The following is a 15,966-nucleotide window of genomic DNA, read 5'->3' on the forward strand; positions in this document are numbered from 1 at the left end:
GTTGTAGGGGTGAAAACTGTTTCTCCCCTATAGCATGGTGCGTAGATCTTCAAATAAGCGGTGAGCTTCTTCAATTTCAAAATTTTCGAGTCGCTCTTCAAGTCGGTGAATTTTCGGTTCTAGGGGCGTATCGATCGCCTCCTGTTTCAACGTATCGACTAACGAGATCGCCTCAATCAAATCAGTCTCGAGTAAATCCAGAATCTGACTAATCAACTGGGCAATGCGCTCCTGGTTCCACTGCTTCTGCTCCTGCTCCTGGACAGTATCGGGTAAATGTTTAATACCCTCTAATACCTGATCTAAGGCTTCGAGTAATCTCGCCTGACTAGCTTGCAACTGTTCAATATTGAGAGCATCTAACCTTAATATCTCTTCGACCTTCACTGCCCAGACATATACTCGATTAGCTCCAATATTACCTGCTGCTCCTTTTAAACCATGAACCTGCTCTTGTGCAGGTAACCAATCTTGGCGGCCGATCGTCGCCTTGAAATATAAGCCAAAGTCCTGGTAGTGCTGATAAAATAACTTCAGTAATCCTTGATACCCTTGCCAGTTCCCTTGCATACGGGATAAACCAGCTTCCAGATTAATCCCCGGTACAGAGGGATAAACGGGTCTATCCTTTTCCTCCTCAGCCATATGCTCTATTTGCTCTTTGCTCTCCTCTGGTGCCGTATACATTCCTGGAGCAATCCAGCGCAGGAGAGCTGAATATAAGGCTCCGGGATTCACGGGTTTTGCGACATGATCGTTCATACCTGCGGCTAAACTTTTAGCCCGATCGCCATCCATCGCATGGGCAGTCATCGCTACAATCGGCACAGTCGCAAATCGTTCTGTTTCTAAAATCCCTTCCTCTGCCATGGAGCGAATCTCTCTAGTGGCGGTTAATCCATCAACTTCAGGCATCCGAATATCCATCAAAATTAGATCGAAAGCGTGCGATCGCACCTTCGCGATTGCCTCTTTACCATCGATCGCCCACTCCACCTTCAGCCCTACACTCTGCAACAGTTCCCGTGCAATTAACGAATTCACCTCATTATCTTCAACCAACAAAACCTGAGCGCCCTGGATCTGTTTGAGTTGTTCATCCAAAGCAGAAGAGGACGCGATCGATAGATTTTGATTAAAAGGGATGTTGTACCCTAAAACCAAAAGAATCGTCTCCAATAATTGCGAGCGATTAATGGGTTTGGTGACCAACACCTTCGGATCTAACCAGGGAGCCGTTTCTAGAATACGCTCTTCCGTATGAGCTGTCACCATTAACATGTGGGCAATACCCGCCAAAAGGGGATCGGCTTTGATCCGTCTTAAGGTTTCCAAACCATTCATGTTGGGCATATAAGCATCAATTAAGATTAGATCAAATGGAGCTAAGTCCCTTGCTGCTTCTAAAGAGGCGATCGCTTCCCCTCCAGAACCCACTGCCATTGCTTCCAAGCCAAAAGAATGTAAGATCTTCACGAGCATCTCCCTAGAGAAGGGATGATCGTCAACGACTAAAGCCTTTGAACCCGCTAAATTAGGAATCTCTAGGGATTGAGAGTAATCCCCTAAAGCACACAGATACGGAAATTCCAATTCAAAGGAAAAGGTCGTGCCTTGATTAACCTCACTTTTAACCTCAATCATACCTCCCATCAATGTTACCAGACGTTTGCAAATCGCTAATCCTAACCCAGTGCCCTGATATTTGCGACTAATGGATGCATCTGCTTGAGTAAAGGCTTCAAACAGGGTATCAAGCTGATCTGAGGTTAAACCGATACCGGTATCATTGACTTCAAATTTAAGCTTGACCAACCTTTCCCTTAAGGCCAAGGTCTCAATGCTAATCATTACACAGCCTTTTTCAGTAAATTTTACCGCATTACTGGTAAAATTAATCAGGACTTGGCTCAACCGCAGAAAATCCCCTATCACATAACTGGGGACATTACTATTGACCTCAAACAACAGATCTAAACCCTTTTCTTTTGCCTTAAATGAAAACAGATTATATAAGTTATCTAAAATTGATTCTAATTGAAAGGGGGCATACTCTAACTGCATTTTCCCTGCTTCAATCTTAGAGAAATCCAAGATATCATTGAGGATAGACAACAAAGAATGAGCGGAACTCTGAATCCTTTTTAGATAGTCTTTTTGCTCCTCATTTAAATCCGTTTTTAGAATCAAATGAGTCAGACCTAAAACTCCATTCATAGGGGTGCGAATCTCATGACTCATCAAAGCCAAAAACTCACTTTTGGCACGATTAGCATATTCGGCAGCTTCTTTAGCTTCTTGTAGTTCTTGTTCCGCTAATTTGTGTTTGGTAATATCTACAGACATGCCAATCATGCGGATGGGTTGTCCCTCTTGATCGCACACCACTGTAGCATTCACTTGAAACCAATGCCAGAATGGATTGATAAGATTAGGATCGGCACAGACTCGATGTTCAATTTGGAAAGAACTCCGTTCCTCAGTCGCCTTTTGATTGGCGTACTTGAGCCTCTCAACATCATCAGGATGAATCAGGGCGAGGGATCGATCGTAGTCCATTTCTACGGGCATATCTTGATTAAGAGTGGAAGAAAAGTATATGCTTTTCGTTCGTAAATCTTGTTGCCAGGCGATCGCCCCAGAGACCTCTAATGCTAACAATAATTGGGTTTCCCTTTCTTGTAAGGCTAGTTCAGCTAGTTTCCGAGCGGTGATATCAAAGCGAATAGTCAAATATTGAAAGACCTTGCCTTGGCCATTAACGAAGGGCACAATGGTACTCGATACCCAATATAATTGGCCATTTTTAGCGCGATTACAAATTTCTCCATTCCAAATTTCACCCTGGCTAATGGTACACCACAGATCTTGGAAAAAGGCTGCATTATGGTGACCTGAGTTAATGACCCGATGGGTTTTGCCGATCAGTTCCTGTTGTGAGTAACCTGATAGGGAACAGAATTGGTCATTGACATAAGTAATGATTCCTTGAGCATCAGTAATGGCTACAAGGGCAGATTGATCTAGGGCTTCCTTAAAAGTCGATAACTCACCAATCAGCTCTTGTCGTTCTAGCTCGGCTTGTTTGCGGGCTGTAATCTCTCGGAAAATTCCCTGAATCAAGGTTTCTCCTTCGATGGTAATAACAGACGTTGAAACATCAACAGGGACGAGATCGCCAGTTTCAGATTCGCACTCTATATCCAATAATTGATCAATGTCCTGATTGGCGATCGCCTGAAATGCCTCTTGCATCTCTGATAATCTCTCTGGTGGAAACACATCACTCCAGTGCATTTGACAGAAAGTTTCCCGACTATAACCGAATAATTGTTGTGCCTTAATATTGACTTCCTGAATGTTGCCCTGTCGATTCGTTAACACAATAGCATCACCAGCTCCATCCATCAGCGCTCGATAGCGAGCTTCCCGATCCTTCAAGGCAGCAGTGCGCTCGATCACTTTATTTTCCAGTTGCTGATTAAGTTCTTCGAGCAGGCGACTGGCTCGTTGGCGTTCGAGTTCTGCCCCTGCACGAGCTGCAAACACTCTGAGGATCTGTTCTGCCCATTGAGGATTTTGCAGAGGTTGGGTATCTAAAATACAAAGGCTACCGATCGCTTCTCCCTGAGCATTATAGATGGCAATTCCCAAATAGCTTTCAGCACCTAGCACTCCTAAATCGGGATCGTCAGGAAAATGTTCCTTAACCGCATTAATACAAACATAAACTCCCCGATCAAGAGCTTGTTCGCAAGGAGTATTAGCGATCGGATAACTAAATTGGGTGTGCCATTGACCTTTCCCCCAAAAGGCTAAAGTAGAAAGCCGATCTCCCACAATTTCTGACACTAGAGCATAGGCAACATTCAGGGCTTTACTAATATATTTCACTAAGGCAGGGAAAAAATTGTCTCCTGTGGTTGCTGCGGTTCCAACCACCAGATTATCTAACGCTCTTTGGGCTTGTTTTCGTTGGGTAATATCTTGCATCAACCCCAACACATGGGTTGTCCCTTCTTCACCCTGGAGTAAAGAGGTTGAGATAGCGATTATTCGTTTCGATCCATCTTTATGTTCAATTTCCCATTCTTCCGCCATCAGGTTATGTCCGTCTCGCATCTGCTCCATTCGGGCGATCGCCTGCTGTTGAATCTCTGGGTCAGGATATAAACTCTGGTACCAGCCTAATCGATTGATTTCGTCTAAACTATAGCCAGTAATCCGTTCTATTTGCTGATTCCAGACGGTAAATCGTACAAAGGGAAATTCTTCTATGTTATGACAAACACATAAGCCTTCCGCCATTTGATCTAAAATTTGCCCAGAAAAACGGTTTTCTTGTTCTACACGCAATTCGGCTGATTTGCGATCGCTAATATCGATGATACTCCCGACATAACCCACCACTTCCCCAGTATGATCTCGCTCAACCACCAATTGTCCATACACCCAGATTATACGTCCATCGGAATGTTGCAGGCGGTACTCTAACTGACAAGGGCTATGGTTTTCCATGGCTTGTGTCCAAGTATTTCTCACCCAGGGACGATCCTCTGGATGTATCACGTATAGCCATTTATCTCCCAAGGCTTGCTCTAGGGAAACTCCCGTCAGGGCAGACCATTTACTATTGACATAAATACACTGGCCGGATTGATCCGTGCGAAAAATACCCACAGGAATTGCTTCTGCTAGACTCGCGTAGCGTTGCTCACTTTCGCGCAGACGATTTTGGGCTTCTTCTTTCTCCCGGAGTTCTTGTTGTAGCTTTTCGTGGGTCGTTGCCTGTTGAATGGCAATCTCCAATTGCACCGCTAAAGTTTGCAATAGCTTCACTTCCGACGGTTTCCATTGCCGGGGTTGGACGCTTTCGCTGACATTGAGCCAACCCCACAATTCACGGCTACCACAATATAGAGGGATGAGGATTTGCGATCGGATCTGCAAATCTCTCAACTGTTGGCGATAACATTCTGGAATGGGGATCATCTCAATATCGGCGATCGCTCCAATATCTTCAGGATCATAAGACTGATTGATTTGTTCTGGACAACAGCCCAACATCCTTTCTCCCAAGTGAGAGGATTGTCCTTGATCAATCGATTCAGCGACTACTAGCACTTCCCCATGGGGTTGCCAGTGCCAAATCTGCACCCGATCTGACTCCAGTAAGGGTCTAACCTGTGCCACCGTCGTTTGCAAAATGGTTTCTAAACTCAGAGAAGAGCGAATCTGAGCGGCGACATCGGCAATTAATTTTTCCCGCTCTAATTCAGCATTTCGAGCTTCGAGTAAAGCTATCCTCTGTGCTTCAAGGTGCATTACTTCTTGCTCCAAATCTTCAGCTAATTTATACAGTTCTAGAGGATTGAGCGCTTCCAATAGATTCGTTTCTGTGATAATTCCACAGAGTTTTCCTTCAGAAGAGGTGACGACGACACGCCGAATCGAATACTTCTCCATCAATTGCTGAACAGATAATAGGGAGTCCCTTGGTTGCACGGTAAACACGGGATGACTCATCACCTTCTCGGCGATCGCCCGTTCCAAATCGACTCCCAAAGCATGAAATTGCACCAAATCATGCTCCGTGATAATGCCGACAGGAAATCCTTTCTCGGAGATCGCCACACAACTAATCGAATGCTTGGCCATCACTTGGGCTATATGCAAGAGGGAATCCTGGGGACTCAAGCAAATTACCTGCTGTGTCATTACTTCTTGTACCAGACACAAGCGCAATAAATCTATCGGTCCAGATAGTTGTCTCAGACTCTCATCTGTTACCAATCCAACCAGGTTCTCTTGAGGGTCAACAATCGGTAGATGGCGAATGTGATGCTCTTTGAGTAAATTAATCCCGCCAAATAAATCCATGAACTCTTCCTCTTTCAAGGTAATCACTGGATGGGTCATCACTGCTCCTAGGGTGAGTTGGTCTAGGGGTTGTTCTTGAGCTAATAGGCGTACTAGATCTTGTTCAGTGATAATGCCGATAACTTTCTTGTTTAATGTAATAATAACACAACTGGAGGCCGATTGAATATACGGGTTCTCCGCAACTCTCTGGTTGCCTTGAGTCAAGTTACAATTGCTATGAACAGTACTCATTTTTGCGATCGCTTCCCTCACCAAAGTATCGGTTGATGCGACCAGAGGTTTCCGGACAATAGCACGGTAACCCTCACCTCGTTTAGTCAGGATTGTCGGATTTAAAAACATGGCTCATATCAATTAAAAATTAAAAAAATTAAAAATTAAAAATGGCTCTGGGTTGAGGCCAGTTGACCCACTGCGAGACGAATACAGGATCGTACGTCATCCTATCTCTCCTATCTCTGCTCTCATAGATTAACTGAACCCAGTCAATAGTGCCATACGAAGAAACTTTATCATTCAGTACAAGTTCCCCGTAATCATTTAATTATTAATCGTTAATCGTTAATTATTTAATGGGGAGCGTAATCTTAAAAATCGAGCCATGGGGTTTATTATTACTCACCTGAATGTTCCCCCCATGGGCCTCTACGACCAACTTACAAAACGCTAGACCTAATCCAATTTGTGAAATATCGGGTAAAATATTGCCAATTTCGTACTTCTCAAAAATTTTCTCTTTTAAAGACTCTGGAACTCCAGGACCTCTATCCAGGACTTCTAACGCGATAGGCCCAGAAACGGGAGCATTTAAGTGAATAATAATTTGGCTATCGACAGGCGAAAACTTAATGGCATTGGAGAGTAAGTTATCTAATACCCGATGGATCATCGCTTCATCAATAGCAATCATGCTTCTGGGTTCTTCTGAGTAGAGGGTAATTAGGATTTGATTTCTATTAGCAGCAATCTCCTCAAAATTAGAAACGGCTGAAGCCACCAGGACAGCTAGATCCATTTCTTGTAAGTTCAGGCGAACTTTCCCCGATTCTAAAAGAGAAATTTTCAATAAATCATCAATTAAAACTTGCAGTGCTTGGGCTGAATGATAGATTCTATCGAGTTTATCTTTTTGTTTTTCTGGGCTATACTCCCGACTTCTGAGCAGTTCTAACCCAAATAAGACACTGCCTAGAGGGTTTCGCAAATCATGCACTACCATTTTTACCATATCTTCCCGTAGTTTGAGCAGGCTTTCTAGCTCGTCATACTGCTGCTTAATTCGGAGCATGGAGGAGATACGAGCGCGAAGTTCCATCCCATTTACCGGTTTGCTGATAAAGTCGTCTGCTCCTGCATTCAAACAACGGGCGAGGTCTGATTTTTCACTTAATGCCGTGATCATAATAATGGGCACAACTTTCCATTTAGCCAGAGATTTAATCTGCCGACAAACTTCAATCCCATCAATTCCAGGCATCATCACATCCAGGAGAATCAGGCCTGGATTGTAGGTTTCTAGAGAAGTGAGGGCTTCTTGACCATTGGCCGCATAATAGAGGTTGTAGTCCTGGTTACTCAATAGGGTTTCAATAACATCAAAATTATCGGGTTCATCATCAACAATTAAAATAGAAGACTCATTGATCTGATTCATCTGTTTATTTACCCTATGTCTGGTCTAGATTAGGTGACAACTCCCCACTCCGATCTAGCCTAGTGCCTTGAGCACGGCTTCGCCAATGGTAGAGTGCTGGATTCTCCATCTAGTTTTTAGATCGAGAGGTCCCGTTTCTGAGTGAGGCTTTGCCCAGCTCTACTTCCTTAATCAAGATCCCAGAATTAACACCTTATTGCCCTATAGTCATTTTCCCGGTCTACCGCAGCTCTATGCGCCACTCCTTGAAATTAGATTTCGTTATGCAAGGCTCTCTGTTATGCCTGCGTCGCGGGTAGATGATTGACTAGATCTATTGTACTCTATACAGTAAAGAAGAGTACCCCTTTATTTTTTTGGCTTTCATCCCGACGTTAACTATTGGGGTACAATGTGCTGCTCTCCGGCTGTTTAAGCAAAAAGCTCCTCTATGAGAGTAACCAATTGTTTGAGTTTAACCGGTTTACTCAGGTATTCATTGGCTCCTGCTTCTAGGGTTCGATCGCGATCGCCCTCCATCGCTAAAGCAGTTAAAGCAATAATCGGAATATCCACCAACTGAAGATCCTGACGGATTTTCTTGATCGCTTCTAAACCATCCATTTCTGGCATCTGAATATCCATTAAAATAATATCGGGCTGTTCTGACGCAGCTAAAGCAACCCCTTCTAAGCCATTTCTACCAATGCACAGTTGATAGCCTTTCACGTTTAAGTAACTCGATAGAGTCGTAATATTCGCGTCGTTATCATCGACGAGCAAGATTAACGGCGATCGCGCCGCAGTAGAAGCGTGAGCCTCTTGAAACCTATCCGGTTCCGTGGATGGGTTGGTTTCTATAGAGGGCAGTTCCAGACAAGGCAGATCTATACTGACACAAGTCCCGCAATCTACTTTACTCCTCACCACTACTTTACCCCCATGAAGTTCCACAATCTGCTTCACTAAAGTTAAACCCAATCCTGTCCCGGTATACTTTCGATTTAAGGCACTATCGATTTGCACAAAGGGCTTAAAGAGTTTTTCTAGGTTTTCTGGCGCAATCCCAATTCCCGTATCGCTGATACCAATGCGTAGATAATGATGAATCGTGAATCCCGGATCTTGGCGATCGGAGTCCCCTTCTGCATAAAATGCATTTACATTGCGAATTTCCGGAAAACACAGAGGTTCTTCCTGACTCAAGGAATGCCGACTCACTACTTTGAGCGTAATTTTGCCTCCGTCCGGAGTGAATTTCACCGCATTATTGAGCAAGTTAATTAATACTTGGCGAATACGGCGCTCATCGACCCAAAGATCGGGTAAATTCTTGGCGATCTGGGTTTCTAGAAAAATGCCTTTTTTCAGAGCTTGTTGTTTGACAAATGCCAGACTAGAGGTACATAGGGGGGCAACTGGGACACGACGGTATTCTAGTTCTATTTGCCCTGATTCGATTTTAGCGACATCCAGAATATCGTTAATTAGCTCTAGTAGATGGGAACCACTACGCTCAATAGTTTGTATTGCTTTGAGCTGTCGTTCATTAATTTCGCCAAAGATTTGCTCTTGCAGTCCTTCCGTCATTCCCAGGATGGCATTGAGAGGAGTGCGAAGTTCGTGACTCATATTGGCCAGGAATTCATCTTTGAGTTGAGTGGCGCGGGCGAGTTCTTGGTTGGTTTTTAGAAGTTGTTGTTCAGCCGCTTGGCGATCGCTAATATCTCGACACACACAAATTAAGTACCCATTGTCCGTGAGAGTAAGGGAGAGTTCTTGGGCAAAAGGTTCACCTTGCCGTAGAGCAACGGTAGTGCCTCGCCATTGGTGTTTCACGTCCAGGACAGGAAAGACTTGCTCTTCAAAGAATTGGATTTGTTCGGGAGCGTAGAGCTTGCGCCAAGTTTGTCCGAGCAATTCTTGGGGATCAGTAAAGTTAAAGAGGCTCAGGTGAGCTTGGTTGATAAAGATATAGCGATCATCTTTGAGAATCGCTATCCCATCGATCGCCGCTTCAATGGCTGCCATCTGGGGTTCCAGTTGGGCTTGCGCCTGTTTGCGATCGGTAATATCTTGACAGACACAAATGAGTGTCCCATCGCCCGTGAGCGTCAGGGAGAGATATTCATTAAAGGTCGATCCATCTTTACGAGTGGCTATTGCCTCCCCTCTCCAAGACCCTTGTTCGAGGAGTACGGGAAATATTTCTTCCTCAAAGCGTTTCAGTTCTTGCTCAGAATACAAGATTCTCCAGCTCTTGCCGATTAGCTCTTCGGGCCCATCATAGCCAAACATCTGTACATGGGAACGGTTCAAATATTCGTAGTAATCTCCCTTCAGAAGGGCAATACCATCTACCGCAGCCTCAATGCTGGCCAGTTGCCGAGCATTTTCCTGTTCCGTTTCTTCTCGCTTGCGCTGTAGGCGATAGCCTTGGATGAGGTTACTACAGGTACTCAGAAAAGGTTCTAATTCTTCTACGATCTGGCGATCGTAGCCCTGGGTTCGATTGGCCATCCCCACCATTCCCACGAGAGTCGATCCACTGTAAAAGGGCAGACCTAAAAAGGTCTTCACGGGGGGATGACCATCGGGAATGCCGCAGTGCTGGGGGTCGGTGTTGGGACTATTGGTCATTACCGGTTTTCCGGTCATCACCACAGCCCCAAACAGGGTATTGATATGCTCCAATTCTGGAGTAGCTTGATCCCAAACCCCATTGCTCATACTGTAGGTTTTTAGGTAAGGAACGCCACGAATTTTTAGCAAGATTTCATTACATTCAGGACGCTTATCCTGCTGCTCCCTGAGCGAAGTCGAAGGGAGGATAGAACTGTTCTGATCCTGACAGCGCACTTCACCGATAAAACCATATTCACTCTTCGTCAGTTCAAGTAAGTTAGAAAGGAGTCCTTCAAAAATAGTTAACCGATTACCAGCCGTGATAAATTGCGCCTGGGCTGTGCTGATGGCATTGAGCAGTTGGTTACTGCGTGAGAGCGCCATTTCTACTTGTTTGCGATCGCTAATATCAACCCGAATCGCCAGATATTGAAAGGGTTTTCCCCGGGCATCCAGGAAGGGAATAATCGTGGTATCGACCCAATACAGGCGACCGTTTTTGGCTCGGTTGCACACTTCTGCGCGCCAAACCTCTCCTTTGGCGATGGTTTGCCACAGGTTTTGGAAAAATTCGGGGGGATGGAATCCGGATTTAATCAGGCGGTGGGTTTGACCCAGGATTTCGGCTTGGGTATAGCCAGAAATTTCACAGAAGCGATCATTTACATAATTGATGACTCCTTTCGCATCAGTAATAGCCACGATCGCCGCTTGATCCAATGCCAACTTAAAGTTTGCCAATTCTTGCATCAAGGCTTGACGGTGTTGGGAGTCAATTTTGATTTGGGTGATATCTCGATTAATACCGATCATTCGTTGGGGTTTTCCCTGCCCATCTTGCTCCACAATCGCCGTAGCATATACCCAGCGCATGGTACCATCAGGATGCAAAATCCGAAATTCAGTATTAAACTGTTTTTCTCCCCTCAAGGCTGCTTGCACAGCTTCGATGGCTTTTGGGGCATCTTCTGGATGGAGGGAATTTTGCCAAAGTTCAACCGTATTCCTGCTATTCGAGGGGTCTAAACCATAGAGACTATACATTCTCCGATCCCAGGTGAGAACATTATGGGTCACATCCCATTCCCAGATCCCGATCTGAGCCGATGAAACCGCTATCTCTAGGCGCTCCGATAAATTATGTAGGGCTAAAGTTCGCTCTTCTACACGCTCTTCCAGTTTTTGGTTCAGGTGCTGTAGTTCTAATTGGGTATTGCGGAGATCAGTAATATCTTGTACCGTTCCTTGGGAGAGAATGGGATGATTCTGGGCATCATAAAAGGTTTCACATTGTTCTTGCAAATATTTGATCCGCCCATCGGCAAACAGCAGTCGGTGCGTAATATTGTAGGGTTGGTAATTTTTTAGGTGTTGAGAGTAGGCTTGGTTGACCTTTTCTCGATCTTCTGGGTGAATCTGGTTGAGAAAGTCTTCATAGGAGGGTTCACCATTTTGGGGGGTAATCTCAAAGATGCGAAAGACTTCATCCGAGCAAGACCAGTGATTGTTGAGTAGATTGAATTGCCAATTTCCTATCTGGGATTTTTTTTGTGCTTCTTGATACTGTTGTTGGGTTTGTTGCAGTTGGGTTTCTATGTGTTTGCGATCGCTAATATCTGTAATGCTTCCCACATAACCCATTACCTCTCCATAACTATTGCGCTCTATTGTAGATTGGCTGTAAACCCAGAAGGTACTGCCATCAGGGCGTTGAAGACGGTATTCTAATGCACAAGCACACTGATTTTCGATGGCGTTGACCCAAGCCCTAAGCACCCGTTCCCGGTCGTCTGGATAGAGGAGCCGCATCCATCCATCCCCCATGGCATCAGCTTCCGAGAGTCTTGTTAATATAGACCAGCGACGATTAACATATGTGTATTTACCCTTCTTGTCTGTGCAAAAAATACCAATAGAAAGGCTTTCCGCGAGACTCACGTATTGTTGCTGACTTTCCTTCAGTAAGCGTTCTGCCTGTTGTCGTGCCCTCAGTTCTAGAGTGAATTTTTGGTGCGTATTGGCATGTTGGATGGCGATCGCCAGTTGGACCCCAATGTCTTCTAAAAGGGCAACCTCGTCCTCCGTCCAGTCTCGATAGTCTCCACATTGATGAGTCATTAACAATCCCCAAGGTTGATCGTCTAAAATTATGGGGATAACCAAATTAGACTTCACTTGATAGGGATCTAATCCCTTCAGAGGGGAGGAGCTATCTCCCGCCGTTTGATCTCGAAAACAAGAGGGTGCGATCGCATGTCCCAGGGCTGATGGCCAGCGAGGATCGACAGATTCGGCAATAATATGTCCATGACCATCACTTTGAAATTGGCATACCACCGCGCGATCGCACGCGAACAACCGTCTAATCTCCCCCATAGCCCCCTCTAAAACTTCTTGTAGATTCAGGGATTGACCCATCCGCCTAGCAATATCGGCCACAACTTTCTCTCGTTCCCGTTGCGCTTCTAAATTGTTAACTTTACGTTCTAAAACTTCCACTAACTTGTAGATTTCTAGGGGATTCAGAGCTTGTAAGAGATTGCTTTGAGTGACTATTCCCAGCAGTTCCCCTTGCACTCCGGTCACCACCAGGTGCTGAGTAAAATATTGCTCCATAATTTTCTGCACTGCCCACAGAGAGTCTTGGGGTTTAACCGCAAAAATGGGACTGCTCATTAAACTAGAAGCCGTATAGTCTTGCAGATGAGGATAAAAGCTATGAAATTGAACCAGGTCTCGCTCAGTAATGATACCTACTGGAACAGCTAGGGAACCTGTAGCGGTGGGACGAGTTTGAATCATCACGACAGAGCTAATCTGGTGGTTAGCCATTAATTGGGAAATTTGGAAGAGGGATGCCTCAGGGGTTGTGCAAATCACATCGGCACTCATCACTTCTTGTACTTCTCGCAGACGCAACAGATCCATGGGGCGCGAGATCTGGAGTAAACTTTCATGGGTAACTAATCCCACCAAGTTCTCTTGAGCATCAAGGATGGGGAGATGGCGAATATGGTGTTGTCTGAACAAATTAATGGCAAAAAATAGGTCAGTGAAGTCGTCCTCTTTGAGGGCGATCGCTAAAGGACTCATGACCTGTTGGACGCGCAGATAGGCCAGGGGTTGGTCTTGGGCTAATAAACGCACCATATCCCGTTCAGTAAGGATACCCGTGACATTTTGATTATCCACCACTAGAACACAACTGGAGAGGGCTTCTAAATGCATTTGATCCCGTTGAGTCTCTTGAGTACGGGTTGTTGGGCACGATAGATGAGCGCCACTCATTTTCGAGATCGCCTCTCGCACGTTGGTATTGGCAGAGACCACCAGAGGGTTTTGAACAATGGCTGACCTCAGTTCTATGGGAGTTAGAGCAGTTCCAGAATTCAACATTCACGGTTTGGGGGTTTTATCTATATTATGGAATATCTTACTGATTAGCGATTACCCCTTACCATGGATCAATCTGTTACCGACCTATTAGCCCTTTTGGGTGAACAACCCCAACTGGATTTTAATTTACCCGATCCTGAAGATGAAGAAATTCCAGATCAGGAGTTTCAGCAACAACTCGATACAGCGTGGTTGGTGTGCGATCGCTTTGATTTGCAAACGGATATTTGGCGAGGGCGTATTTTACGGGCGATCCGCGATCGGGAAAAAAAGGGCGGTGATGGCCGGGGAACGGGATTTATTAATTGGTTAAAATCGAAAGAAATTACGAAAAGCCAAGCCTATGCTTTGATTCAATTGGCCAATAGTGCTGATACCTTGGTCGAGGAGGGGCAATTAGACCCGGAAGCGGTTAATAATTTTAGTAAACGGGCGTTTGTAGAAACGGCGAAAGCACCGGTAGAAGTTCAACAATTGGTAACGGATGCGGCTAGTCGTGGCGATCGCATTACTCGACGAGAAGTGAAACAATTGGCTGATGAGTGGATGGCCATGTCTTCAGATTTATTACCCAATGAAGTGAAGGAAAAAGCCGCTTCGGGAACGATGGCCTCAAAACATTTAGCCCCCTTAGTCAAAGAATTAGGGAAACTGCCCGATACTCACCTACAAAGCATTCAAGAAGAGGTCGCCGCGAACCCGGATGTAGAAACCGTTAAACAAATGACATCAGAGGCGCGAAGTCTGGCAAAATACTTAGATGCGGCCGCCCAAGTGCAAGTCCTGAGTCAATCCTCAGTAGACTTAGAGATGGCCCTAGATGAAAGTTTGCGGTTAGGCTGTTTAAGTACGGCTTCAGAATTACTCAAACAGGCCACCCAACTCGAGCAAACTGTAGCCAAGTTATATTTAACCTGGAAACGCTTAGGAAATTTAGCCGATCGCCTCTATGTAGACACGGGAGCGAGTACCCCCCATCTGCGATCGATGCTCAATCAACTCGGTCCTCTCACCAGTGAAATTCTGGAAGTTCCCCTGCAAGATCGGCTTCCAGACTCCCAGGAGAGTCAGTCGAGTATCCGCCTACAATGGCTCATGGGGGAACTAGGGAATAGGGAATAGGGAACTAGGGAATAGGGAACTAGGGAATGGGAATAGGGAATAGGGAATAGGGAATAGGGAATAGGGAATTTTCCAGTGTCCCCATCTCCGTATCTGCTTATCCCTCATCAGACCAGAATGAATAGACGATCGCTTTACGCTATCATCAGATAAATCAATAGGTATAGTCATCATTCAGGCAAATTATTCCAGACAAAGGAGATCGAGACTCAGATTAAGATAGACGCTCCATCCTTCTGGCTCCAGAAGGGGATGAAAACGGCCAAGGGTTAAGTTACACTTAAACCTACCAATCGTCAGTCCTCCCAATAGGCATAAATACATTTGCCATCTTTAAGGATTAACATCATCAATATTAGGAATTAGGAGATTAATCACCTATGCAGCAGCTTGCAGTTAGCACTGAACTCAACTATGAAAGCGAAACTTACAAAGATGCCTATAGCCGGATCAATGCGATCGTCATTGAAGGGGAACAGGAAGCCTATGACAATTACATTAACTTGGCTAGTCTGCTGCCCGATGACAAAGAAGAATTGACGAAGCTGGCGAAGATGGAAAAGCGCCACATGAAGGGATTCCAGGCTTGCGGTAACAATTTGAAAGTCACGCCCGATATGGAGTTTGCCAAAGAATACTTTAATCAACTGCACCAAAACTTCCAGGATGCCCTAGCAGAAGACAAGGTGGTTACCTGTCTGCTGATTCAATCCTTGATTATTGAGTGCTTTGCGATCGCCGCCTACAATATCTATATTCCGGTAGCTGACCCCTTCGCTCGCAAAATCACCGAAGGAGTGGTCAAAGATGAATATCTCCATCTCAACTTTGGTGAAGAATGGCTCAAAGCCCACTTTGAAGACTCTAAAGCAGAACTGCAAGCAGCCAACCGCCAAAATCTACCCATCGTCTGGAAAATGCTCAATCAAGTGGAAAAGGATGCTAAAATCCTGGCGATGGAAAAAGAGTCCTTAATTGAAGACTTCATGATTGCCTACGGTGAAGCCCTAGCCAATATTGGCTTTACCACAGGAGAGATCATGCGAATGTCTGCTTATGGGTTAGTATCTGTCTAATCTCGCCTCAGAAGCCTTGAGTTGACGACCCATTTCTTTCTTAGATTTGAGGAAACCTACCGGTCAGACCGATCCATCTGATCGGTCTTTTTATCAGAAAAATGGGTCTAAAACCCCGTCCTTTTAGGACGGCTTTACAGTAGAATGAAATGGGTCACTGACCCACCCGCGACGATGGAAACAGAAAGCCTAACTTCAAAGATTGCGAAATCCGCAACGGCGCAGAAAAAT

Annotated in this window: 5 protein-coding genes; 2 read left to right on the forward strand and 3 right to left on the reverse strand. The window is 45.1% G+C overall.

The annotated features are described in order from the left end of the window. Nucleotides 1–27: 27 nt before the first annotated feature. The 3 genes from J7545_RS05775 to J7545_RS05785 form a co-directional block, all read right to left on the reverse strand. Nucleotides 28–6,225: a PAS domain S-box protein gene (locus J7545_RS05775; RefSeq protein ID WP_318719282.1), complete on the reverse strand. Its 6,198-nt coding sequence runs from the start codon at nt 6,223–6,225 to the stop codon at nt 28–30. A gap of 223 nt (nt 6,226–6,448) precedes the next feature. Beyond that, nucleotides 6,449–7,528: a response regulator gene (locus J7545_RS05780; RefSeq protein WP_413038596.1), complete on the reverse strand. Its 1,080-nt coding sequence runs from the start codon at nt 7,526–7,528 to the stop codon at nt 6,449–6,451. Nucleotides 7,529–7,948: 420 nt separating this feature from the next. Continuing rightward, a complete protein-coding gene (locus J7545_RS05785) occupies nt 7,949–13,537 on the reverse strand; it encodes a PAS domain-containing protein (RefSeq protein ID WP_318719284.1) in 5,589 nt (1,862 codons plus the stop codon). Nucleotides 13,538–13,600: 63 nt separating this feature from the next. On the opposite strand from J7545_RS05785, the gene J7545_RS05790 reads away from it, so the two are divergent. Together J7545_RS05790 and J7545_RS05795 are read left to right on the forward strand one after the other, a co-directional pair. Continuing rightward, on the forward strand, nt 13,601–14,659 hold the full coding sequence (locus J7545_RS05790) for a hypothetical protein (protein ID WP_318719285.1): 1,059 nt from the start codon (nt 13,601–13,603) through the stop codon (nt 14,657–14,659). Nucleotides 14,660–15,039: 380 nt separating this feature from the next. Beyond that, nucleotides 15,040–15,735, forward strand: coding sequence for an aldehyde oxygenase (deformylating) (locus J7545_RS05795; RefSeq protein ID WP_271938620.1), 696 nt, complete (start codon nt 15,040–15,042; stop codon nt 15,733–15,735). The last annotated feature ends 231 nt before the right edge of the window (nt 15,736–15,966 follow it).

Source organism: Roseofilum sp. SBFL, from assembly GCF_017746885.1.
Taxonomy (GTDB): domain Bacteria; phylum Cyanobacteriota; class Cyanobacteriia; order Cyanobacteriales; family Desertifilaceae; genus Roseofilum.